Genomic DNA, 23721 nt, shown 5'->3' with positions numbered 1-23721 from the left:
ACTGAAGGAAACGCCTTATTCTCAATACGGTGTGCTTCTTGCTGTGACCAATTACGAATAATTTTGGTGTTGGGTCGTTCCTGGCGCAGCATTCGTGCCACCCCGGTTAGGGTTCCGCCCGTCCCATATCCACTAACCCAATAGTCCAGCTTTTCACCCGCAAAGTCCGCTAGAATCTCACGAGCCGTTGTGTTTTCGTGGATCTTTGCATTGGCATCTGTTTCAAATTGATGAGCGAGAAACCATCCATGCGTTTCCGCTAGTTCTTTAGCTTTTTGATACATGCCATAGCCTTTTTCGGCGCGTGGCGTTAGCACCACTTTTGCGCCCAGAAATCGCATCAGCTTGCGGCGCTCGATCGAGAAACTTTCGGCCATCGTGACAACGAGGGGATAGCCTTTGGCGGCACAGACCATGGCCAGACCGATGCCCGTATTGCCACTGGTCGCTTCTACGACGGTTTGACCCGGTTTGAGATCGCCACGACGTTCGGCTTCTTCAATAATGCTGATGGCTAGGCGATCTTTAACGGACGCGGCAGGATTAAAGGCTTCGGCTTTGACGTACAGGTGAACGTGCTTTGGCGCAATGGTGTTGATCCGAATGCAAGGGGTGTCACCAATCGTATCGATAATGCTGTTATAAAGGCGGCCTCGACCAGCGGTTTGACGTGGATTGGTTGAGGTCATGGTATTTTATCTCCTTGGTGTTAGTGCTGCATATCGCCAGAGTGGCCTTGTAATGATGAAGTCTGGTTGCAACGCGTGTGGATCTGGTCGAATCCACCTGTGTTTACCCTTGTCCTGCGACGGACACAATACCCGTGAGAAAAATGTCCTACTGGTATTACTCCCTATAATTGTTGCTAACTGGGAGATATAGCGACTTCGACCGCAAAACGTCAAAGAAAGTAATTTTTTGCAACGTATCTCGCTCTTGGCGATCGTTTTGACTTTAGTGCGAAGGAAGCGATCGCCCCTCTTGTTTTTTCGCAAGTCGTCCGGCTCCAACGGCCATCGTGACCGATAGCACGGTGGGCATGGCGACGGGAATTGATGCAACGGTTAAGACGAGGGCAAATTTGAGGGTTTCGACGAGGCGATCGCCCCGAAACATCGCCACGACTAGGATGACCGCAATCAGTAAAAGGGCGATCGCAATTAAATAATCACCAATTTTTAAGACCGCTTTTTGAAAGTGGCTGGTGTGGTGAGTGGTTTCGACGAGTTGGGCGGTTTGCCCAAAATAAGTGTGAACTCCGGTGGCATAGATCAGGGCATCGGTTTCGCCTCGTTTCAGAATCGACCCCGAATAGACCGCATCCCCTTCTGTTTTGGTGACGGGTAGCGATTCTCCTGTTAGAGCAGACTGATCAACCTCAACGGATTCGCTGTTCAGCAGTCGAGCATCAGCAGGCACAATGTCACCAATTCTTAGGCGAACGATGTCTCCTGGAACGAATTCGCGGGCTGGAATAGTTTGCCAAGTATTGTCTCGCTTGACACGGGCTTTCAGGGCGAGTTGCGCTTTCAGGGCGGCGATCGCGTTACCCGCTTGGTATTCTTCCCAAAATCCCACTAAAGAGTTGACCACCAGCAGTACCAGAATGATGGCGAAATCCGACCAGTCTCTCACAGCGGCAGAAAGGATTGCAGCGCCCTCAATCATCCATGGGATAGGCCCCCAAAAGTGGGACAAAAACTGCTGCCAAGGGCGGGCGGCGGCTTCTGGCAGTTCGTTAAAGCCAAACTGTTCTAATCGGTGTTGGGCCTCAGTTTGACTTAAGCCCTCGAGAGATGTGTGGAGGTGAGTCTGAAGGTCTGAGAGGGATAACTAGGCGATCGATGGATCAATGGGTACGTTGGATGGTGTTTGCTTGCCAACAGAACTAGATTTTTTCATCGCGAATGCCTCCGAGATACACATCACCTTTGCACAAGCCTGAGCATTGTAAAGCGGCTGTTCACGGATCAGGGGGAATGGCATATCGCCTGCAAGAGTGAAAAGTCAAGATTTGAAAACAGATGTAGATCGAATAACCAGCCGTTATGTCAGAGCATTACGCGTCCAAACGGACTGACTTCTCTATCTTGGCTTAATGATGCTCGAAAAAAATTCAAGATTTATTGTCTTATCGCAAAAATAGAAAATTCGGAAAATCAGCAACTTGACCAACTTCGGTAGCCAAATGTATTGGAGATAGCACGAGGATTTGAGCAAGGTGGTGTAGCCTGATCCCAGTTTGCAAGCAGGCACATCCCATGAACAGTAAGCACATTGAAAGAGCTATAGAGAAAAGCGCCAAAAAGGCGATCGCGGAAGGCGGCCTCAGTTTGTCTCGTTCAGGGAGTAAGGAACTCAGCCACCTTGCCACTCAACTTGCAAGCCAGTCGATCACGCTGGAAACGGCTCAAGCGCTTGGGCAGCAACTAGGTCAGAAGATTACTGAACTTTCTCAAGCCCGTAATAAGGCTTATTTGGATAAGGGAACGATCCGAACCCTAGTTTTAACAAAAGCGGTGCCCAGCATTGAAACCCTGAGTACGGATACCTCCGTTAAGACGGTCACTGCTAAAACGCAGGCCAGCAACGCTTCTTCCCCTGTTCCTTCTCCAGTATCACAAAAACAGGAACCTGCGATCGCCCAGCCAGTAAAGCAAGTTGCGGCTGGGGCAGAACCCGCATCAGTTGTAGAAACAGAGAAAGAAGCCCCGTCTATTTCTAGCCAACTTGAGGTAGCAGAAGAAGTGCCCCTTCAATCTGAATCCATCTCTGTCGTGACAGGAATGACAGAGGACGAAGACGATACTCTGACTGCCTCCGCATCCCCTGACGAGGATGAAGGAGCCGATGACACTGCTATGGAATGCCTCTGTCCGGTGCAGGCTGACGTATCATAGGACTTCTGTACAACCTGTGGTGTTTGAGTATTTGAGTAGGGGAGGACGGTTTTGTGTGGATATCCTGCACAAAATCGTCCACTTGTATGGTTCTCGTCATCGCTTGGGTTGTGGAAGAGCAGGCGATCGCCCCTGAACGATACTGTAAACCTAGAGGCATGTTCACCCCTTAGAACTGCCGTTAGATCTGCATCCCCCCTTGCCCCGAACTACCGCTAGATCGAATCCCTAGATGGAGTCCGATAGCCTAGACTTCGATCAATCGAATTTAGGCAAATAGATATTGTTCTCGTTTGGGATATCCGGGAGCCTGAACAACCAAAACGGCGCACGGTGCATGGTAACTCACGTAGTGACTGACGCTTCCGAGTAGGACTTCTGGAAGCCCCGACAGACCATAGCGACCCACTAAGATGAGATCAACATCTTTGTCCTTCGCAAACCGACAAATGTTATGTCCTACCGTTTCGCCAAATTTGGCCGGATGTTCCTCGGTGTAGATAGACACGCCCATCGCTTTGGCCTCGGCCTGGAATTCGTCCATCATCTTGGCAGGGCGATCGCCTTCAAAGGGTGAGGATCGCACGTGAAGTAGACTTAAATCGGCTCCTGTGGCTTTCGCGAGATCCAAGGCCTTACTCAAAACAGGCTGACTCTGATCCGAAGCGTCAATCGCGACCAAAATATGGCGGATGGGGTTAAGGTTTCCCATCGTTTCTTTTTGAGAGGATTGATGATCGATTAAAACCGAGCAGGGGGCGTTATGGAGTACATATTCACTGACGCTACCTAAGCGAAGTTCGCCAAGGTCGCGCAGTTTGTCTTGGAGCTTGTCGTGATGTCCGACTGCAACCAAATCGGCAGGCCACTGACGGGCGACTTCGCAAAGTACGACGCCGGGTCTACCCGAATAGGGTTCTAGATCCAGGACAGCCGACACTCCGGCGGCGGCGGCCTTTGCCTGACACTGCCCTAGTATCTCTTGGCGTTCGTTCAGAAACGTTTGCCAGCGATCAACGAGATGGTCGAGCAGTTTATAGTTTGGGTTTTCGTCTCGTAGGGGTGAAAGCCACCAGAGTTCGCACTGTTCGTCAAAGGAAAAGACATGGACAAGTTTCAAGTTTGCCCCTGTTGCCTTCGCTAAGGCGAGGGCGTCGTTGAACGAGTACTGAGATTGGACGGTGCAATCCATGCCCACTAATATGTTCTTAAACATAGGATGTTTCCCCTCTTTTCAATGGTTGTAACTAAGCGTCGGTGTCTATCTAAGGGAACGAAACCTCAACCGATCACAGATACGCTTGAAACCACTGGCATGCCAAGGCCGCAACCTGTTCCAGCGTACCCGGTTCTTCAAAGAGATGGGTTGCCCTCGGAACAATGGCTAAATGTTTTGCCGACGCACGATTCAGCATATTTAAGGCATCTTCATTCAGACCAATGCAGGGAAAATCACCTCCACCCACAATCAACAGTGTTGGAGCTTCTACCTGCGTGGGCGCTTGGCTGGCTAAATCAGGACGTCCCCCCCGCGAAACAATTGCTTTTACCACTTCAGAGCGTTTAGTGGCGGCAATCAGAGCGGCTGCACTGCCTGTACTAGCCCCGAAATAGCCAATGGAGAGTCCTTTGGTCTCTGGTGTGGTTAACAGCCAGTCGGTGGCACCTACGAGTCGGCTTGCGAGGAGATTGATATCAAACCGAATTTGGCGTGTGAGTCGATCGATATCTTCTTCGTCGGCTGTTAATAAGTCCATCAGCAGCGTAGCGATTCCTGCGTGTTGGAGAACACTGGCGACGTAGCGGTTTCGGGGACTATGACGGCTACTGCCGCTGCCGTGGGCGAAGAGCACAATGCCATGTACCTTTGGCGGAATGGCTAAGGTGCCGTCTAGCAACGCTGAACCTGCGGCGATCCGAACCGCCTTCTCGTGGACGTTATGAGTCGGAAGTTGCATGGTGATAGCCCCCTATAGCGTTAGATTGGGGTGGGCAGTGGATGCGTGGAGGAATCAGTCGAGTAATTGCTCAACAGCGATCGCACCTCTTCATCAGTGGTTTGGGAAAAATTGTCATACCAGACCCCGATGGCATAGAAGTCGGGAGGCGAGAGTAGACAAACCAGTTCATCAACCTCGGCCTTTATTTCGGCACAGGTTTGGGGTGGTGCAACGGGAATGGCCACAATCAGACGAGCCGGGTGTTGGGGCTTGAGAACGGCGATCGCTGCCCGCACGGTGGAACCCGTCGCAATGCCATCGTCTACTAAAATCACCGTGCGATCGCGAATCTCTGGCGGAGGGCGATCGCCTCGATAGGCGCGATCGCGGCGCTGCAGTTCTTTGAGTTCTCGCGCCGCAACCTCATCAATCGTTCGACTGGAAATCCCCAGCCAACTGACGACGTCATAGTTCAACACCCGTACGCCCCCTGAGGCGATCGCCCCCATCGCGAGTTCTTTATGGGTTGGTACGCCTAGTTTGCGGACAAGGCAAACCTCTAGCGGCGCATGCAGGGCTTTGGCGACTTCATAGGCGACGGGAACGCCACCTCGCGGTCATCCAAGAACCAGTACATCCGGGCGATTAGCATAGGCCTTGAGCTGCGCGGCGAGTAGTTGTCCCGCCTGAACCCGATCCCGAAACCGAGCGTGGTGAGTATGCATGGTGAGTACCTCCTAACCCGCACGACAACTGGCTTGCCACCAAATTAGAGTCGAATGGCCAAGCTCCCTAGGTTTGAAGGGAATCGTCCCTCCAAACCTGCACAGAATTCATGGGGCTAATGCCCTAGCTCAGCTTTACCTTCGTGGGTTGACTCGGCTCAGCATTGGTTTTGGGTAAGGTCAGCGTTAAAATGCCGTTTTTACACTCACCCTGGATTTGATCCACTTGAACAGCGCTAGATAGCGGAATCCGTCGCTCGAAGCTACCGTAGTGCATCTCCGACCGCACGATTCCCTTGTCCTCGGTTTTAGATTCCGATTTCCGCTCTCCCTTCACCACAATCGAGTCTGTAGTGGCTTCTACGGTGAGATCTTTCGATTCCATGCCCGGAACCTCGATCTTGAGGTAGAGGGTATCGTCGGTTTCTTCCATTTCCATGGATGGCATAAACGAGAGCGATCGCTCCCCTCCATTGTCGATGGGCACTAATCGATCAAACAAACGGTTCATTTCTCGTCGGAGATTTTCAATGCCCCGAAATGGCTCCCAATGAGCAATTTCACTAACGGGATCTCGTTGCATGATAGCCATAATCGTTTCCTCATTTTATTTTTAATGGGTTGCACTGATAAAACGGTGATGATTTAACGTAGATGTTCATGGCAGGCATCATCTCCTCACCTGCACACCTCCTCACCTGCACACCACACTAAAACGTAAGAGTATTTCTGCTAAAACCACTTCCCTACTCCCAATCCTAAAACACAAAGACGAGGATGGTAAGTGGGTAACCTGAATTAAACGATGTCCTGAGAACGGTATACCGAGCTTTCTAGGTTCCAGAGCTACGTTTAGTTAGGACTCTCTACTTATCAAGGGAAAATCTAGTCAACAAACTGTCACGGAGTCATTCGCCAACGCTTCCTATGAGTCTAGTCAAAGATGCCTAATCCCCTGGTTTTACTGCAACCGTATGGGCTCCGGTGCTAGATTATGACTGGCTAAACATTTGTGTAGTTCGTGGGTTTTGAGATGGCTCAAGTTCTTAGCAAGCTCCTGAACGTGAAGTTGGGGTGGAGCCGTGCTGGCGATCGCATCCCGCATAAACCCAATGACTTGAGGTTCAGCAATTAAAATGAGGTTACGGATAGACTCAGCTTGAACCCTCTCAGTAATCTGAGTTGCAATCTCTTGAGCAAATCGACGCTCAAATTCAGCTCTATGACCTTCTCGGTGATCATCATAGCTGTGCGCCTGTCCGCCTGTGCCCCGGTTGCGTCCCGTCTTTGTACTAGACCATAGCTCTTCACCCCGTGTTTCTGCAGCCGGGTTTAGTAAACCGTCTAATTCTGTTAATCGTGCTCCGTCGCCAGCCTCTGGAAAACCTCCCAATTCAAGAGCAAAGAAGCGTACTCTTGCACTATCGATGACAGCAACAAGTACTTTGTTCATATCTGCCCTCCAGGCACTCTGGATACTTTGATCCTAACAAATAGGTGCATTTTTACATATGGATTGGAATAAACTTTATCGTTAACATTTTTGCTATCTAAGGATGTTAGGATTTTGGTCAAATCTAGAATAAAGTGCTAGCTTTGTCGCATATTTTAATATCGGATGACGTTTTGTATCGGATGACGTCTTGACGATATGAATAGTGTCGGAAATTATTGTGTGTCTAAGTTATTGAGAGGGGTTTGGAAAAGTTAAAAAAGATGAATCTGCATATAAAACTTTACCCCAAAGAAGATAAATATTCGTGAACAAACTATCCTTGAAATAGGAATCATGGATTCCTACTTAAGATGGATGTCTACATCAGATGGATGTCTACATCAATAGAGCAATTTCTCAATCTCCGGTTTAGTTTGCTGAAGTTCAAGTTGAAAGTCAGACCGTGAATAAATGCTAAGATTTACGCCTGATTTAGATTTCCTATTTAAACTGAGAATGGAGGCGTGTGTTCTTCAGAATATAGCAAATGCAGCCTGAGTAGATCGCCTTTCCCGGCGTCCCCCCTTAACGATCCACCGATGTCGCTCTACAGTGTAGATAAGACGACGAGGTAGAGGACGGAGATAGGGATAGAACCTCTCCATTGTGGTCCAACCTAAATCTGTACTACTGATGCCATCTCGTCTTGGAGATCCGGTTGGCTAACAAACTCTATTTTGTGAATAGGCTGAAATAGCGGGAACCCTAATCATGGGAAACGGTGTCGTCGGGTGACGCTCGTGTGAACTTAACCTACACAACCATCAGGATTCTAAGGATTGTTTCAGCCAATCAGTTTCAAGACCTAATTCCTGACTATAAGGAGGGCTAGTGATGAAACGTGGAACAGTAATCGATGCCAAACAAACCCTACCTGAACGCTTATTGAACGCAATTCACCGCAGATTTCCAGACAAAACTGTAGATGACCTGAGCATCCGATACTACAACAACGTTAAAGATGTCGGCTACGAGTTCTACATGGAGAAAGTATTGCCCGGATGCGTAAACGACTCAGCAATTCACTACATTGCTCCGTTTATTTCCTATGTACGTCTCGGAGAAGCTCTAATTTTGGATAGTGAGCATGGACTTGTCGTTTATGAGAGCGACGAGAATGACTACTGTACCGAAACAGGCCCGTTTTGGCTTGTCATGCCTAAGGTCGCTGCCTATGGGGTCTGATGAGCTGGTAGCAAGCACGACCAACGCGTGTAGAGGGTTCTGCCACTAGAGGGAGGATTGTAGAAGTCTCTGCGCCTCTGGGTTCAGGTGTTGATTCTCAAGCGGTGGGCGCAATGCCTGCACGATCGAGAATTTCCGGGATGACTTCTTCCTTTTTGATGGCCATGAGATGAACGCCCTGGCATAAATGACGAGCGTCCTGAACTTGCTCAGCGGCGATCGCCACTCCTTCCTGTAAGGGGTTGCTTGCCTTTGCCAAGCGATCGATGATGTGCTGGGGAATGTGGACGCCCGGAACGTTGCGGTTAATAAACTCTGCATTCTTAGCCGACTTCAGCAAAAAGATGCCCGCCAAAATCGGCTTATTGCATCCCGCCGCAATCTGATCCATAAATTTTTCCAGGCGTTCAAAGTCAGAAATCAGCTGACTCTGGAAAAACTGCGCGCCTGCCTGGAGTTTTCGTTCAAATCGCCGCTGTAAGCCGGACCAGCTTCCGCACTGAGGATCCACAGCCGCGCCTGCTAAAAGCTGGGTTGCCCCATCGGGCAAGGGCTTGGCATTGGCATCAAAGCCTTGGTTGAGTTGGTCGATCAATTTTAAAAGTCGCACCGATTCCAGCTCGAAAACGCCCCTCGCCTGGGGGTAATCACCCGCTTTGATCGGATCGCCCGTGAGTGCCAGGATGGTTTGAATGCCAAGGGCTTGAGCACCCATGAGATCAGCTTGGAGTGCAATTTGGTTGCGATCGCGGCAGGCCATTTGGCAAATCGGTTCCACTCCGTTTTGCAGCAAAACTACGGATGCCGCCAGAGAAGACATCCGCAGCACGGCACGGCTACCGTCGGTGATATTCACGGCATGCACCCGATCTTTCAAGATGCGAGCCATTTCCACCATTCGCGCCGGATTGCTGCCCTTCGGAGGCATAACCTCAGCGGTGACAAGAAACTCTCCTCGTTGAATGGCAGTCTGGAATCGGGACATGAGAGTGGGTGACGAGTAAAAAATAATTGGTGAATAATAGTTTTAATACAATGGGTGGCGAAACAAACGGGAGTAGATTGGTCGAAAGCCTAAATTTTGGGTGGAACGGCTACAGGGGTTTAGAGTAGCCCATTGCTGTTTTCACTCGATCGAGGGTCACATTGGCAACCGCTTCGGCTTGCTCTCGACCCTGACGAAGTACCGATTCTAGGTAGGCGCGATCGCCCATAATCTCGTGATACTTCTCCTGAATCGGTCTCAAAGTTTCAATAGTCGTCTCAATCAGCAAAGGTTTGAACTGACCCCAACCCATGTCTCGACATTCCTCGGCTACGGCGTCCTTCGTTTTGTTAGACATCAGCATGTAGAGGGTTAGCAAATTATTGCATTCCGGACGTTCGGGGTCGTCAAAGGTGAGTCCTCGTACCGGATCGGTTTTACATTTTTTGATCTTGCGCTGAATCTCTTCAGGAGAGTCAAGAATATTGAGTCGGCTTAGCTCCGATGGATCGGATTTGGACATTTTGCGGGTGCCATCGGTCAGGCTCATGATCCGTGCCCCGGCTTTCTGAATCAAAGGTTCTGGCAGTTTGAGGATCGGCTGATCATCACCAAACTGATGGTTAATGCGCGCCGCGATATCGCGGGTGAGTTCTAAATGCTGCTTCTGGTCTTCGCCGACAGGAACTTTATCGGCATCGTACAGCAAAATATCTGCGGCCATTAGCACCGGGTAGGTGAGCAGACCTGTCCCGACGTTTTCCCCTTGCTTAATCGCTTTTTCCTTAAACTGCACCATGTCGTCGAGCCAGTTTAGGGGCGTTACACAGCTTAAGATCCAGGCCAGTTCGCTGTGGGCGGAAACATGGGACTGCACGAATACGTGGGAATATTCTAAATCGATACCGCAGGCAAGATAGAGAGCGGCGATCGTGTACGTATCGGCGGCTAAGGTCTTCGGGTTATGGGGAACGGTGATGGCGTGAAGGTCAACAACGCAAAAAAAGTTTTCGTACTGCTCCTGCCCTTGAACCCAATTGCGAATGGCTCCAAGGTAGTTTCCTAAATGCAGATTTCCAGTGGGCTGGACACCCGAAAGAACGCGTTGTTTCGCCATAGCTCCCTAGTATTTCAAGCTTTACTATTATGCCGTATCCGTTACCTGAAAATTCCAGCGATACAGGCTGAGGTTGATTTTTCCGCTGGCGTCAAACACAATACCCTCAGCTTCTAGGAGCGATCGCTGAAGATGATCGGTTCCATTCCGAAACGGAGATTCAGATACTTCGCCCTTCGCGTTAATCACTCGATGCCACGGTATGTCCGACGTGGGCATATCGACTCGATACAGGGCATAGCCCACCAACCGAGCCTGCCTTGGCATCCCACACAGTTCGGCGACTTGTCCATAGGTGGCAACGTTACCCCTGGGAATCTGTCGCACTAGGTCATAGATGCGTTCATAGGTCGATGCCATGAGTCTATCCCTGAGATAGCTCTCCCTTCTCAGCGTCTTTTTTGAATCACGCTCAATACACGCCGGAAAGCCTGTTTTTCTTTAGTTATAGAGTCCCCAGTATGGAGAGGACTGATTTACAACCTGTGCAAACCAGTCCCCAATGCGATCACGCCCAATTAGTCGTCAGCTCCTGGGAGGGCTTGAGGTTCAAAGGCCGCTGCCGTTTTCTCCCGATCCAGCTTAAGCACGATCGTCGCCAAGGGTGGCAAACAGAGATCAATCGAATAGGGCCGATTGTGAAACGCCCACTCATCCGACCACTTGCCGCCCAAGTTGCCCATATTACTGCCGCCATACTCGCGAGCATCCGAGTTGAATAGTTCGGTATAGAATCCGTGATCTGGTACACCAACCCGATAGTGGGCGTGGGGTTGGGGGGTGAAGTTGCAAACGGTGACGATGTACTCTTCGGGATTATTCTTATCGCGCCGAATGAAGGACACCACACTATGGCGATTGTCGTTACAGTCAATCCACTCAAACCCCTCGTGGGAGAAATCTTGAGTGTAAAGTGCAGGCTGGCTGCGATAGAGTTCATTCAACCTCGAAATGCAGAGTTTAAGCTGCTGGTGCATGTCGTACTGCAATAGATGCCACTCCAGGTCTGCCCAGACGTTCCACTCACTCCACTGCCCAAATTCCATGCTCATGAACAGCGTTTTCTTGCCGGGATGGGTAAACATGTAGGTGTACAGGCAGCGAAGGCTGGCGAACTTCTGCCACTCATCACCATACATCTTTCCGGGCATGTTGCTCTTTCCATGCACCACTTCATCATGGGAGAGGGCCAGCATGAAGTTTTCGCTGAAGGCATACATGATGCTGAAGGTGAGGTTGTTTTGGTGAAACTGCCGGAACCAAGGATCCATGCTGAAATAATCCAGCATGTCATGCATCCATCCCATGTTCCACTTCAGGTTAAAGCCAAGTCCGCCAACGTAGGTGGGCCAAGACACCATCGGCCATGCGGTTGATTCTTCCGCAATGCTGAGGACACCAGGGAAGTAACTAAAGATGACGTGGTTCATCTGGCGCAGAAAATCGGCTGCCTCGATGTTTTCCCGCCCGCCGTACTGGTTCACGACCCACTCGCCCGGTTTACGGCAATAGTCGAGATACAGCATGGAGGCTACCGCATCTACGCGAATGCCATCGATGTGGTACTTATCGAACCAGAACAGGGCGTTAGCAACTAGGAAATTGCGGACTTCGTGGCGAGAGTAGTTGAAAACGAGCGTTCCCCATTCCTTATGCTCGCCTTTTCGAGGATCGGCGTGCTCGTACAGGGCGGTGCCATCAAAGTGGGCTAACCCATGCCCATCCTTGGGAAAGTGCCCGGGAACCCAGTCCACAATAACGCCAATACCGTTTTGGTGGCACTGATCGACAAAGTACATAAAGTCTTGGGGCGTTCCGTAACGGGAGGTGCAGGCGTAGTAGCCCGTGACCTGATAGCCCCAGGAGCCATCGAAGGGGTGTTCGGCAACGGGAAGCAATTCGATATGGGTAAAGCCAAGCTCTTTGACGTAGGGAATGAGGCGATCGGCTAACTCTCGGTAGGTCAAGAAGCGTGCACCGGGGTTAAGCTCTGAGACTTGAACTACAGGCTCCGTTTCGCCATTGGGAAGGCAGGCGGGTTCCGCAGACGAGGCATGGAGCCAGGAGCCGATGTGAACTTCGTAGACAGAGATGGGGTGGTTCAGCGGTTCCGTTTGGCGACGTTGTTCCATCCAATCCTGGTCGTGCCACTGGTAGGAATCGAGATTGGTGACGATGGAGGCTGTTTTGGGACGCACTTCTTGCTGGAAGCCGTAGGGGTCGGACTTTTCGTAGATGTGTCCGTGCTCGTTCTTAATTTCATATTTATAGTGATCGCCTTCTTTCAGTTGGGGAATGAAGAGTTCCCAAATGCCATTACCAATGCGGCGCATTTGGTGCTTGCGTCCGTCCCACCAGTTGAAGTCGCCTAAAACCGAAACACTGCGGGCATTGGGTGCCCAAACGGCAAAGTAAACTCCGGCAACCCCGTCAATTTCGGTGAGGTGTGCTCCTAATTTCTCATAAATACGGTGGTGGTTACCTTCGGCGAAGAGATGAACGTCGAAGTCGGTGACGAGGGGAGAGCGAAAGGCATAGGGATCGTAGGTAACCTTTTCATGCCCCCGTTCGATGAAGCGCAGTTGGTAGTTCGAGAAGTCTTCTTTATCGATGATGCATTCAAAGAAGTGGGGGTGATGGGTAGGGGTCATGGGGTATTCCGCTCGTTCCTCCGGGCAGATTACCCATGCGGCTTCCGCGTCGGGTAAATATGCACGCACGGCCCACTGGGTACGGTCGTCCTGCTGGATGGGATGAGGACCAAGTACCTCAAATGGGTTTTGGTGACAGTTGTTGACGATGTAGCCAACTTGCTCCGGAGCCACGGTTTGTACCATAAAGCTGTCCTACCTAAAGAGATGTGCTAAAGAAAACGGATGGGTGCGATCGCCTACTGGGTGATAACGAAATATGGACACTAACAGAGTCACCGCAGCGAATTATAAAGAATCGTTACACGGTCGTAATATTTATAAACTCTACCAGAGAGCAGTCGCCTCCCCACAGGGATTCCCAAGGAACTGGAACGATATTAAATGAGTCGCTGCCCTAGGCATATTTCAAGCCTTCCTGAACATTTGGAGCACCCGTTTATGAGCTTTGCATCCAAATGACCAATAGCTGAATGCCTGTCAGATTGGGTACGGGCGGGCATACTCTAAGTTCCAGTCTAAGGGGTGTCTGTCGGGATTGCGAAATAATCCAGCAGATCTTCTAGACATTGGGGGAGGATGCGGATGATTGTTCTCCTAGCACGATCAATGGCAACGAGCGTGACCTGAGCCGTCGTGTATAGGGTTTTGCCGTCGGGCGATTCAATGCGATAGTCCCAGAGCAGTCTGACCCCTTTGGTGCGGGTGGGGCGTGTTTTGACAATGGCCGTTTTGCCATGCTGAATGGGCTGATGGTAGCGAATCGTGAGATCAATTACGGGCAGATCGCACCCTGCGTCTACACAATCGGAAAACTCGGTGCCGAGCGATCGCAGGCACTCAACGCGAGCTTCTTCCATCCAGGCGATATAGGAGCCATGCCAAACAATGCCGCCATAGTCCGTGTAGTGAGGGTGGGCCTGAACTCGATATTCAAACCATCGAAGGTTGCCGGGTTGAGAAACAGAAGACGCCATAGGATTCAGGTAAGAGTTGCCAAAGGTGCCCATGAAAACCTTGGAATTGTGGAAGGTTGAGTTCAGATGTACAAGTTTTGGGCGTAGATTTCCAACGTCACTTTACTTCTTCATATGAGCCAAATGAACAATTTTTTTGAAGGCGAAGGGCAAGGCTGTTACAGGATCTCACAAAATTGAGGTTGCTCATAATCGCTGAAACCTTGAAACGCTATGATTGCGATGAGTAGTGCCTTACCCCAATCCAGGAGTTGAATCTGGTGGCGTGTTGCCGACTATCGAAACGGGGCTATAGCCATGAACGATACACGTCATGGGTGGAAGGCACTAGCGTCTAAAACGTAAGCGCATTAAACCATTTGATACATCGCTTTGAGAGGCAATCATGATTAAAAAGATTCTGTTAGCCGATTCGGGGACGGGGCAGTCCGAAGCCATGCTGAAAATCCTGATGGATATCCCTTCAATTCAGCAGGCATCGGTGACGGTTCTCCATGTAGTCCCCCCCCAGGTGACGGCTGAGGGCATGACCCTAAAGTGGGAAGAGGGTGGAAAAACCTTAGCCAGAGCCATTCAGTCTCTTCAGCTTGATCCCTCCCAGACTAACGCGATGCTGCGGGAAGGAGAGCCCAAGGACTTGGTCTGCAAAGTTGCTGATGAAATTGATGCGGATCTCATCATCATGGGTTCGCGGGGATTGAAGCGTTTGCAGTCGATTTTAGAAAACTCGGTGAGCCAGTACGTATTTCAACTGGCCCAGCGCCCGATGCTGTTGGTGAAAGACGATATCTATGTCAAGCGTATTCGCCGAATTTTAGTGGCAGTGGATAAATCTTCATCGGGGCAGGAAGCGGTGCAGTCAGCGATCGCCCTTGCACGAGACGTCAAGGATAGTGAGGTACTCCTAGTACACGCGAATCCAGACATCTCTGGCAAGTTGGACGAGCAGATGATGCACGCTGATGCGGAGAAGGATCCGGTGTTGCAGCCCGCAATCGCAGAAGCTAAGAAGTTTAGCGTGAAATATCGCTGTTTTGCCCCGGAAGGATCGCCCGGTGCGCGCATTTGCCAATTGGCTGAAGATATGAGCGTTGATCTAATTGTGTTGGGGTCACCCGATCGGCGTCCGTCAATTGCAAAAGGCTTGCCCGATCTTGACCGCTTGTTAGGACAGTCGTTATCTGACTATGTGCGGGTGTACGCGCCTTGTCCAGTGCTGTTGGTACGGATGCCAGGATAGAAAAGACTCGGTTAGAAGAAGGGTGTCGTATTACTATCTACGACACCCTCTTGAATCGCTCAGGACTTACGCACTACGTGCGGCGTCCTGAGTCGTTTAGGCGATTTTGCGCAGGTTACACCCGCGCAAAATCGCCCAATTGCGTAAGTCCTGTCTCATACAAAGCATCTTGTAGCTCATGCTAATCCGCTTGAATACGGATTGGTTGTACGAGCGGGTTGAACAGATGATCCAATCAATGCGGCATTGGTTTCAGCGTTTTATGCTCAGGAAAAGCCGATTGCGGCAGTCTGTCATGGCCCGGCGGCGCTCGTACAAGCGACGGATGCCAATGGCGAGTCGATTTTGAAAGGGCGATCGCTCACTAGCTTTACAAATGAAGAAGAAGCGGCAGTAGAGCTAAGCGATGTCGTGCCCTTTGCCATTGAAACCCGATTGATTGAATTGGGAGGAGTCTTTAGCAAGGCGGACGCTCTGTTTGCACCCTATGCTGTAACGGATGGATTAATCATCACAGGACAAAATCCGGCGTTCTCGGAAGCAGCCGCTGAGGCGTTATTGAAAGCCTTAAAAGTTGCGGCGTAGGGATAGGCGCATCATGCTCGAGCATTCTGAGATCTGAGCCTTCAGGGGTGAGGGAGATGCAGGTGCGGTGTTGTGTCGCTGTCAATCTGGGTACTGATATTAACCTGCGATCGCCCCTCCCGATTCCCGACTTGCGATACCTTGTAATTCGATACAATAGAGACTGGCCCTAGGTTTTGGGCTGGTCGGTAGTTTTGGGTGATCATGACGAGTTTCGATTCCCTCTCCCAATGGGATTACCTCCTGAAAAATTTAGGCGTATGGCACGGATCGTTTACCCAGCTTTCTCCTCACGGGGATGTGGTATCGGATACGCCCACCTGTGTATCTCTAGAAGGGTTAGATGAGAATCAGACGGTGCGCCAAGTGGTGCGACGCTTTTCACCGGAAACAGGACAACTGAGCCAGGAACAGGTGTTTGAGTATCGCTCCCTGAATCGGAGTGTTTTAGTGTTTGAGGCTGGGGCGTTTTCCCAAGGTTCGATCCAGTGGGCTCCCTTCACCCAATTTGGAGCGGAACTGGGCTTTATGGCGGGCGATCGCCGCTTACGGTTAGTGGAACTGTTTGATGGTGATGCCCAGCTTTCCAGTTTTACCCTGATCCGAGAAGCGCTGACTCCCGATGCACCCTCAGTTCGTCCCTCGGTAACCGTGGATCAGCTCGTGGGGGAGTGGCAGGGCGAGGCAGTGGTGCTGTACCCAGACTTGAGGGGACGCGATCGCTATCCAACCCAGCTTCGGATTCAGCAGAAGGGCGATCGCCTTGAGCAGTGCATCACGACGCCGACCTTTACCGTGACCTCAACGGCAGATATTCACAGGAATCGACTGCTGTTTCCCGATCGAGAGACGGTGGTGCAGGTCTTGCTCTTACCCGAAGGAGCCTCCGCAACCACACCGTTAACCATTCCCAAAGGCCGTCCCTTTTTCCTAGAGGCGGGATGGTTGATTTCCCCAACCCTCCGTCAACGCATGATTCGCCGCTACGATGAACGGGGTGGATGGGAAAGTCTAACCTTAGTAACCGAGCAGAAGATGAGTTGAATCAGTAGACGGCTAAAGCTTCAAACACCGGATCGCTTCCAGCATCCCCCGTGCTTTATTCAATGTCTCCTGGTATTCCATCTCGGGTTTGGAATCGGCTACCAGCCCTGCTCCGGCTTGAACGCTCACCGTATGGCTTCCCGTTTCCGTCGGTCGCACTACCATCGTCCGAATGGCGATCGCACTATTGAGCTGGCCTTCAAAATCGTAATAGCCATAGACACCAGAGTAAGGGCCACGACGACAGGGTTCCAGTTCGTGAATGATTTCCATGGCTCGGATCTTGGGCGCACCGCTGACCGTACCTGCGGGGAAGCACGCCTGCATCAGATCCCAGGCATTTTTTTCTGGGTCTAAAATTCCGATCACGTTGCTGACGATGTGCATCACATGGGAATAGCGCTCAATCACCATCAGTTCATCCACTTCCACGCTGCCCTTGACGCAGACCCGCCCCAGATCGTTGCGTCCCAGATCGACCAGCATCACGTGTTCGGCCACTTCCTTCGGATCGTGCAGCAGATCTTCGGCCAAGGCGGCATCTTCCTTGGCGGTTTTGCCCCGGGGTCGGGTTCCGGCGATTGGTCGCAGGGTGGCGAGGGTCTTGCCTTCTAGAGCTGCCGGACGTTCGGCCTTCACCATGACTTCGGGACTAGAGCCGATGATTTGCCAATCCTGGAATTGGAAGTAGGCCATGAAGGGGGACGGATTGATCATTCGCAGCGAACGGTATAGGGCAAAGGGATCGCCGCTGTAGTCTGCCGAGAGTCGCTGGGAAATGACCACCTGAAAAATGTCGCCTGCCCGAATATACTCCTTCGCCTTGTCAACGCTGGCGCAGTATTGCTCTTGGGTGGTGTTGCTGGCAAAGTCTACCGGAGGGCGATCGCTCTGACTGGGGGGTGTCCATTCTAGAACGGTATCGCCGCTGGAGAGGGGCAGTTGCAGTTTATCGACGAGTCGCTGTACCTGGGCGCAAGCGGTATCGTAGGCTTGGCGTAGGTCGGTATTGGGGTCGAGCAGATCCGCGTAGGCGATCGCCCAAATTTTGCGCTGGACTTGGTCAAAAATCAGCAGATGATCAACCTGCATCCAGATGCCATCGGGCAAATCCGCCTCCGTGAGGGGATAGATGGGGACACGGGGTTCGATCCAGTTGATCAGCTCATAGCCCCAAAAGCCGAAGAGTCCGCCAATACCCTGGGGTAACTGAGGCAGTTTGACGGGAACGACAGGTTTAAGGCAATCGGTCAGAATATCGAACGGGTTTCCTTCAAAAACTTGGGTTTCACCGTTGCGGTGGGTTTGCAGGGTGCGATCGCCCCGAACCTCTAAAATCCACAGCGGATCGCACCCCAATAGGCTGTAGCGTCCGATCTTTTCTCCACCCTCAATCGATTCCAGCAAAAAGCTGTAGGGTTGCCCAGCGCAAACCTTGTACCAAGCCGAAACGGGGGTTTCTAGGTCCGCCACCCACTCCTGATAAACGGGAACAAAATTTCCGCGCTTTGCGAGGTCTTGAAAGTCTTCAAAGGTTGGAAAAATCATGACTGACTCCCTGGATCAGGTGACTGGATTGGGCAGACTGGACAATATCCTAGACATCTATCATGTCACACCGCACGGCGGATGGAATTGCCGGATTTCGCGCGATCGCTGCCCATGCAATCTGTCTTGGAACCTCCAAGCCTTACCTCCTCTCGATCGGTTCCTCCTCTCGATCGGTTTCAGCCAGAAACGCTACTCACAGCATTCAAAATTGCCTGGTTCTCCGCCCATTCCGTGCCGTACCCAGCCTTCGACCGGAGTGGCGATCGCAATCCAGGTTTCGCCATTGACATCCCGTAGGAGCGCTGGGGTGGAACTGGGTTGAACCGTTTCGCCCGGTGCTACCGTTCCCAACCGGGTCGCGGTCGGGTCGGGGTCACTGTAAATGTCCAGCGGCTGAGCGGCAATGCTCTTGAGACAATAGGGGGAAGCGAGGTCATTTTTGAGGGCGAGGCTTGGGAATGTAGCGATCATCTCCCCATTCCACCAACAGCCATACGCCACGGTTCCGGTGCCAATTTGGTTGACTCGGTCATCCATCCGAAACCAGTTCGGAAAATCGTCCATTGTTTGTCCGGTCGCCTGAGCACAAGCATTTTGGAAATCCATGTACCCGCCGAGTTCCATATTGGAGAAGCCCGTTGTCACATTGACGGCCGCCAGTTCTTTGATGGGTTGCCAGGACATCCAACCCGGTTCGGTAATGCTAGCGGGAGAATCGATTCTGGCTATCGGAGGGGCGATCGCCCACGGGTTCTACAATGACATCTACTTTGGTGGAATTACCCTGGGTAATCACGGGATAGCTGGTGGTGGAAATCCAGGCCAGTTCGCCATCAATGGTGATCCGAGCCTGCACTACACATCGATAGCGGGGATCGATGTCAGCGGGATCGTAGGAAAGGGTAAACGGAATGGGCACCTGCTCGCCTTGGGTCACGATGGTCTGTTCCGACAGCACAATGGCAGGCGCATCAGCACGGCTGACATCGGCTAGCTTGACTTCAACAACTGCACCGGGAGGAAGGGCAATCCGCTGAAGATAGCTGACGGTTCCCGTGACAGATGCCATTTCACTCCCCGGACGAGCATTTTGAATGAGTAGTGTACCTGCTTCGATGGGGCGATCGCCCACTTGGATCTGGCAAGTGTTGGCGGTAGGGTTCATGGATAGGGTAACGGTTTGTTCGCCCATCAGGTTTATGTATTGGAATCCCTCGGAGGTCACGTCTTCACCCGCAGGGGTTTTATTCATCCAAATCACGTTGTCTTGACGGTCAAACACCCGCATCCGCGTTTCACCATCCTCTACATAGACCCGCACAGTCGTTGATCCTGTTTCGCACAACGATAGGGTTTCTTCAATCGCCAAAGCAGGATGGCTAAAAATGCCGACAGAAAGGGCGATCGCCAGGGATGAAACGTTACCCCATTGTTCTAAAAACTTATGATTCATCGTCACACCAAAACATCAGTTTTGAGAGTTCATCGGATTGTCGTGAAGCCTTTGACTCCCCATATAGCCTAGACTATCGTGCTTTTAGCCAGGTTTCTTTTTGTGCACAAAAATTAAACTTTCGGGCATGGGGTGAGTTCCAACTTAAAATCTGGTCTAGGGATGTAAATTGCTGGTTCACTCAGCGCACTATACTGAAGCATCGTTAACTGGCTCAACGAGTTGCCATGATCGAGGAATCCTCCACGCCACCCCCCGAAGATCCTAAACTTGCCCTAATCCGATACATTGACGCAGCCCGTACCAAAGGCGCATCGGATGAATTGATTTATCGTCTGTTGCAGCATCGGGGATGGCCTGACCCTGCCATTGATGCTGCCTTTAGTGCGGTGTACGAGCAGCTTGCCGGACAGGCGATTCCTACCCCACGAGGACGACGCAGCGAATCGGCGCGGGATGCCTTCCTGTATTTGCTTTCGTTTACAACCCTGGGAATTTGGGTGCAAGCGTTAGGCGAAATCGGGTTTATTGCCGTAGATTGGCTGGTTCCCGATCCCCTAGACCAGGGCTATTGGGGGCAAAGTTATGAGCTGGCATCGGCTCTAGCGCGATTAATAGTCGTATTTCCCATCTATCTTTTACTGATGCGGATGCTAAGTCGAGACTTGGCTGAGCATCCCGAAAAATTTCAGTCCGGCGTACGGAAATGGCTCACCTATCTCGCGCTATTAATTGCGGCTCTCACTGCAATCATTGACGTCGTGATCTTTCTTACCTCCCTGCTTCAGGGGGATCTTACGTTACGGTTTACGCTGAAGGTTGCCATTGTCTTTGTGCTGGCTGGCGGCGTGTTTTGGTACTATTTGACCTGGCTGCAACGACAGCCTGGACGTGTATGAGTCATTCTTCTCCTTCAGATCGGTGGTTTGCGATCGCTGCAACCAGTGTCGTTGTTCTTGGTGTTGTAGCAGGTTTTATCTTGCTCGGATCGCCGATTCAACAACGCCGGATTCGATCCGATCAACAACGACTACAAAATCTCTATGCTATTTCTGAAGATATCTGCGCCCAAGCCATGCGATCGCAGGATTTAAGGGAACCTGTCACCCTGCCCTCTACTCTATCGGACATCTTGCAGACAACCGATCCCATCTCTGGCGAACCCTATGTCTATCGTCCCACCGAGGGAACGGAATACGAACTGTGTGCCACCTTTGAAACCGACAGTTCCATACGCCCCTTGCAGAAAAATCCGATGCCAGAACAGGAGTTTTGGAAGCATCCTGAAGGAAATCACTGCTTTCAGTTCGATGCTCTGAAACAGGCTCCTTATCCACCGTACTCTCCCTATCCACCGTACTAGCGTCGAGAAAGACTGTCTCCAACTTTGATGTCTAGCGCTGGGGTGGAGCTAGATATACGGGTATTAACTGCTACCCGAAAGAAATGATTAAAGCGCGATCGCTCTGCCCAGTCGGGTAGGGTCTCTTTACGATTCGCAACAAAGATTTTTTGAAACTCTGGAAACGACTCTCCGGTGTCCGGATCGCGGGTAACGACCACGCAGCGCTGACAAGGATTAACGCCTAGGAGGTGCGTATCCCCAATCTGAAATTCAACACCTGTATCGGTGTTGCTAAACAACTGATCTTCCCAAAAGGCCGGAGTGCCCGCAATCTCGATGTTGCTGCGAAATCGACGCCGGATATCGTCTACGCTGAGGTTCGGATACCAAGCGGCGATCGCCTCCAGGGTTGCAGTACTGATGATCGTTGGGCCAGGAGAGTTGGTATCGTCTGGAAATCCCTCTGGCTTCTGAATGAGATGTACAGACTGGTGAAAATAGTCGCTGAGCCATTGCTCTAAGGCAGTGCGATCGCCCTCTAGGTGAAAGGTGTCTACCGCTTCTGTGCCGTGAATCGATAACGAGATTGTCCACGCCTCTAGATCAAACGTAGACCGGATGCTGTGAATCTTGGCGTTGCGCTTACCGTTCACAAACTGTCCTTCGTTGTCCACAATCGCAAAGGTGCGATCGCCCGTTAAGCCTGCCTGATTCAGCAGAGATCGGTGTGGAACGTTGACGCCATCTAACGACTTGACCGGATAGATTGTGATGCTAGAAACAACGGGATGCTCAGATTTCATAGGGCGATCGCTACAGCTATTCTCTATGAGTATCGCGCATTTTACGTTCAATCATTGATGCTGCCACTGAAGCAAAGCTAGGCACAATAGACATCCTGACATCGTTACGCCCGTCCAGAAAAATTGCCATGCCGGAAACGTCAGTAGAGCGGGAATGACAGCGAGATGGACGGCTCCACTCAACAGGAAGGCAGGGGCGTGGATGCCAATTCCGGTTGCAAAATAGCCAACCGCGCAGAGCACTAGCCAAATCGCGCAGAGATTCACCAAAACAATCGGTAATCCTGCAAAGACACCATAGGTTGTGAGTAGTAGACCCATCAATACCAAAAAAGACCAGGTGTATAAAATCCAGCGTTGCTGTCGCCTGGTGACCCAAAACCAACCGAGTTTTCCAGAAATTAAGGTCGCGACACCACTTAAGGCTGACCAGATTAAAGCCTGTAACGTCCAACTAAAGACATAAAACTGAGCAATCAGAAAAATTGCGGCTGTGGCTCCGCCCCACACTAATAATGCTTGATCGAGTTGCGTCAGGTAGGTCGATAGAAAAGGTTGTGCCGGATTGCCCCACCGAATCCGAACAGCTCCGTGCAGATCTACAGGATCAACCATATCCTGCTTGAACTGGAAAAGCGGAACACTCGCAGTTTTCTCATATCCATGGGACGCAACTAGGATTTGGGTCAGGCTCATCATTGTGAGGGGTTTGAAAGAGGAAGCGACAACAGACCTTGAACACCCCACAATTCAGGAAAACTGTCCTCGGAGAGGAACTAAAGATTCTCTAGAGTGTCAGGCTTTTATTAGATTTACTTTACATTTGTTAACAATGTATCTAATTATATACGATGACTATGCAAAGCAGAGAATTATGTCGATCGTTCCTCTACAGGTGTAGTAAGGGCGATCGCCCCACCCCGTGCTGTGTTCGCCAAATAGAACGGTCACTGAACGCAGTTGCGTTACATAACTTTAAATTATTCCTAAAATAGTTTACATTTATATATATACCTCGCTAAGCAATGTTAAGTATGCAGCGGTATTGACTTGGCTGACTGATGTTGAAGAGTTGAGGGTGTTAATTTTTAACGGTTCCTCCTATGCAATCTTTAGTCTGGAAAGTAGCGATATGGCTTTTGGCCGAGGTGCTCCTCACTTCGGTGGGGTTGGATGACCTAGCCGACTATGGCGAATACACCTTTAAGATGAGAGACTTATTGCCGTCTCAACGGATTTCGCTGATGCAATACGATTGTCAAAATGGATTCTGTCATTCAGCAGAACTGCCCCCGCAGCTTAACTTTTTTGCGGCCTACCGTTCTGCTTTACAGGCTTAGCACAAGGTCAGGATTCAACTCCTGAACAAATCTGAATTTATCGGGATTTCGTCTGCAGGGAAGAGGGTGGATGATGGAGGCATAGCAAGCAATCCCACCACTCAACTCAAAGGAATCGACCGATGCAAGCACAGTACCAAGCGCCCTACACCACCCCTCAATTCTTTTCGATCCTCACCCGAATTTTTAAGTGGATATCTGAGTTCTTCTATGAAGTCGGTACCGCGATGGAAGATGCTAGTAATCTTCACGTTGAGCGAGTTACGGATGAGGCAGGCGATCGCTCTTCGTATGCCTACGATCCACGCAGTAGCGCTACCTTCTATGCCGTATCTGAATGTGAACTAACCGCATGGGTAGAAACTCACTTCTCCATCTAACGCCC

The 23721-nt window shown here is 51.0% G+C and carries 25 protein-coding genes and 2 pseudogenes; 9 read left to right on the top strand and 18 right to left on the bottom strand.

Features of this window, described 5'->3' with window-relative positions; translation table 11 throughout:
• Both IGR76_11080 and IGR76_11075 read right to left on the bottom strand, forming a co-directional pair.
• The coding region (locus IGR76_11080) for a PLP-dependent cysteine synthase family protein (protein ID MBF2079035.1) at positions 1-689 on the bottom strand (689 nt) is incomplete at its 3' end.
• A gap of 265 nt (positions 690-954) precedes the next feature.
• Positions 955-1902 (bottom strand): annotated as a pseudogene (locus IGR76_11075) (HAD-IC family P-type ATPase).
• 359 nt (positions 1903-2261) lie between these two features.
• Here IGR76_11075 and IGR76_11070 point away from each other — a divergent pair.
• A complete protein-coding gene (locus IGR76_11070) occupies positions 2262-2900 on the top strand; it encodes a hypothetical protein (protein ID MBF2079034.1) in 639 nt (212 codons plus the stop codon).
• 268 nt (positions 2901-3168) lie between these two features.
• On the opposite strand, the gene IGR76_11065 is transcribed toward IGR76_11070, so the two are convergent.
• From IGR76_11065 to IGR76_11045, 5 genes and pseudogenes are all read right to left on the bottom strand, one after another.
• The gene (locus IGR76_11065; protein MBF2079033.1) at positions 3169-4116 is read right to left on the bottom strand and encodes a universal stress protein; all 948 of its coding nucleotides are present in this window, start codon (positions 4114-4116) and stop codon (positions 3169-3171) included.
• 73 nt (positions 4117-4189) lie between these two features.
• The gene (locus tag IGR76_11060) at positions 4190-4858 is read right to left on the bottom strand and encodes a dienelactone hydrolase family protein (GenBank protein MBF2079032.1); all 669 of its coding nucleotides are present in this window, start codon (positions 4856-4858) and stop codon (positions 4190-4192) included.
• 20 nt (positions 4859-4878) lie between these two features.
• A pseudogene (locus IGR76_11055) lies at positions 4879-5565 on the bottom strand (phosphoribosyltransferase).
• A 124-nt stretch (positions 5566-5689) separates the two neighbouring features.
• The gene (locus IGR76_11050) at positions 5690-6157 is read right to left on the bottom strand and encodes an Hsp20/alpha crystallin family protein (protein MBF2079031.1); all 468 of its coding nucleotides are present in this window, start codon (positions 6155-6157) and stop codon (positions 5690-5692) included.
• Between the two features lie 369 nt (positions 6158-6526).
• Positions 6527-7018 carry a host attachment protein gene (locus IGR76_11045; protein ID MBF2079030.1) on the bottom strand — a complete coding sequence of 164 codons (492 nt, stop codon included), beginning with the start codon at positions 7016-7018 and terminating at the stop codon, positions 6527-6529.
• A gap of 876 nt (positions 7019-7894) precedes the next feature.
• Between IGR76_11045 and IGR76_11040 the strand changes: the two genes are divergently transcribed.
• The gene (locus tag IGR76_11040; protein ID MBF2079029.1) at positions 7895-8245 is read left to right on the top strand and encodes a hypothetical protein; all 351 of its coding nucleotides are present in this window, start codon (positions 7895-7897) and stop codon (positions 8243-8245) included.
• Positions 8246-8342: 97 nt separating this feature from the next.
• Here IGR76_11040 and IGR76_11035 read toward each other — a convergent pair whose 3' ends face one another.
• From IGR76_11035 to IGR76_11015, 5 genes are all read right to left on the bottom strand, one after another.
• Positions 8343-9230, bottom strand: a complete 888-nt coding sequence (locus IGR76_11035) for a methylenetetrahydrofolate reductase (protein MBF2079028.1) — start codon at positions 9228-9230, stop codon at positions 8343-8345.
• Positions 9231-9339: 109 nt separating this feature from the next.
• Positions 9340-10347 (bottom strand): tryptophan--tRNA ligase, encoded by a 1008-nt coding sequence (gene trpS / locus IGR76_11030; GenBank protein MBF2079027.1) that lies wholly within the window; start codon positions 10345-10347, stop codon positions 9340-9342.
• A gap of 27 nt (positions 10348-10374) precedes the next feature.
• Positions 10375-10707, bottom strand: a complete 333-nt coding sequence (locus IGR76_11025) for an MGMT family protein (protein ID MBF2079026.1) — start codon at positions 10705-10707, stop codon at positions 10375-10377.
• A gap of 158 nt (positions 10708-10865) precedes the next feature.
• On the bottom strand, positions 10866-13184 hold the full coding sequence (glgB, locus tag IGR76_11020) for a 1,4-alpha-glucan branching enzyme (protein MBF2079025.1): 2319 nt from the start codon (positions 13182-13184) through the stop codon (positions 10866-10868).
• Between the two features lie 332 nt (positions 13185-13516).
• On the bottom strand, positions 13517-14008 hold the full coding sequence (locus IGR76_11015) for an acyl-CoA thioesterase (GenBank protein MBF2079024.1): 492 nt from the start codon (positions 14006-14008) through the stop codon (positions 13517-13519).
• 352 nt (positions 14009-14360) lie between these two features.
• Here IGR76_11015 and IGR76_11010 point away from each other — a divergent pair, with 352 nt between their 5' ends.
• Positions 14361-15215, top strand: a complete 855-nt coding sequence (locus IGR76_11010) for a universal stress protein (GenBank protein MBF2079023.1) — start codon at positions 14361-14363, stop codon at positions 15213-15215.
• Between the two features lie 234 nt (positions 15216-15449).
• On the top strand, positions 15450-15800 hold the full coding sequence (locus IGR76_11005) for a DJ-1/PfpI family protein (protein ID MBF2079022.1): 351 nt from the start codon (positions 15450-15452) through the stop codon (positions 15798-15800).
• A 41-nt stretch (positions 15801-15841) separates the two neighbouring features.
• On the opposite strand, the gene IGR76_11000 is transcribed toward IGR76_11005, so the two are convergent.
• Positions 15842-16006 (bottom strand): hypothetical protein, encoded by a 165-nt coding sequence (locus IGR76_11000; GenBank protein ID MBF2079021.1) that lies wholly within the window; start codon positions 16004-16006, stop codon positions 15842-15844.
• Here IGR76_11000 and IGR76_10995 point away from each other — a divergent pair.
• Positions 16005-16844 carry a DUF3598 family protein gene (locus tag IGR76_10995; GenBank protein ID MBF2079020.1) on the top strand — a complete coding sequence of 280 codons (840 nt, stop codon included), beginning with the start codon at positions 16005-16007 and terminating at the stop codon, positions 16842-16844. The genes IGR76_11000 and IGR76_10995 overlap by 2 nt on opposite strands.
• Positions 16845-16856: 12 nt before the next feature.
• On the opposite strand, the gene trpE is transcribed toward IGR76_10995, so the two are convergent.
• The 3 genes from trpE to IGR76_10980 all read right to left on the bottom strand — a co-directional run bounded on the left by trpE (position 16857) and on the right by IGR76_10980 (position 19587).
• Positions 16857-18392 (bottom strand): anthranilate synthase component I, encoded by a 1536-nt coding sequence (gene trpE, locus IGR76_10990; GenBank protein ID MBF2079019.1) that lies wholly within the window; start codon positions 18390-18392, stop codon positions 16857-16859.
• 192 nt (positions 18393-18584) lie between these two features.
• Entirely contained in the window at positions 18585-19079 is a 495-nt protein-coding gene (locus IGR76_10985) for a hypothetical protein (protein MBF2079018.1), read from the bottom strand.
• A gap of 19 nt (positions 19080-19098) precedes the next feature.
• Complete coding sequence (locus IGR76_10980) at positions 19099-19587, bottom strand: YbaY family lipoprotein (GenBank protein ID MBF2079017.1); 489 nt, start codon at positions 19585-19587, stop codon at positions 19099-19101.
• 488 nt (positions 19588-20075) lie between these two features.
• Here IGR76_10980 and IGR76_10975 point away from each other — a divergent pair, with 488 nt between their 5' ends.
• Both IGR76_10975 and IGR76_10970 read left to right on the top strand, forming a co-directional pair.
• Positions 20076-20747: a hypothetical protein gene (locus IGR76_10975; protein ID MBF2079016.1), complete on the top strand. Its 672-nt coding sequence runs from the start codon at positions 20076-20078 to the stop codon at positions 20745-20747.
• On the top strand, positions 20744-21211 hold the full coding sequence (locus tag IGR76_10970) for a hypothetical protein (protein ID MBF2079015.1): 468 nt from the start codon (positions 20744-20746) through the stop codon (positions 21209-21211). Before IGR76_10975 ends, IGR76_10970 begins: the two co-directional genes overlap by 4 nt.
• Here the strand turns inward: IGR76_10970 and IGR76_10965 are convergent.
• Together IGR76_10965 and IGR76_10960 are read right to left on the bottom strand one after the other, a co-directional pair.
• Positions 21208-21996 (bottom strand): MOSC N-terminal beta barrel domain-containing protein, encoded by a 789-nt coding sequence (locus IGR76_10965; protein ID MBF2079014.1) that lies wholly within the window; start codon positions 21994-21996, stop codon positions 21208-21210. The two genes, IGR76_10970 and IGR76_10965, sit on opposite strands and share 4 nt — an antisense overlap.
• A gap of 51 nt (positions 21997-22047) precedes the next feature.
• Positions 22048-22611: a hypothetical protein gene (locus IGR76_10960; protein MBF2079013.1), complete on the bottom strand. Its 564-nt coding sequence runs from the start codon at positions 22609-22611 to the stop codon at positions 22048-22050.
• 488 nt (positions 22612-23099) lie between these two features.
• On the opposite strand from IGR76_10960, the gene IGR76_10955 reads away from it, so the two are divergent.
• Positions 23100-23336 (top strand): hypothetical protein, encoded by a 237-nt coding sequence (locus tag IGR76_10955; protein ID MBF2079012.1) that lies wholly within the window; start codon positions 23100-23102, stop codon positions 23334-23336.
• A 122-nt stretch (positions 23337-23458) separates the two neighbouring features.
• Positions 23459-23716: a hypothetical protein gene (locus IGR76_10950; protein MBF2079011.1), complete on the top strand. Its 258-nt coding sequence runs from the start codon at positions 23459-23461 to the stop codon at positions 23714-23716.
• The last annotated feature ends 5 nt before the right edge of the window (positions 23717-23721 follow it).

The organism is Synechococcales cyanobacterium T60_A2020_003, assembly GCA_015272205.1.
Lineage (GTDB): Bacteria > Cyanobacteriota > Cyanobacteriia > RECH01 > RECH01 > JACYMB01.
Note: the sequence above shows the minus strand (reverse complement) of the source record. Positions and strands in the feature narration are given on the sequence as shown.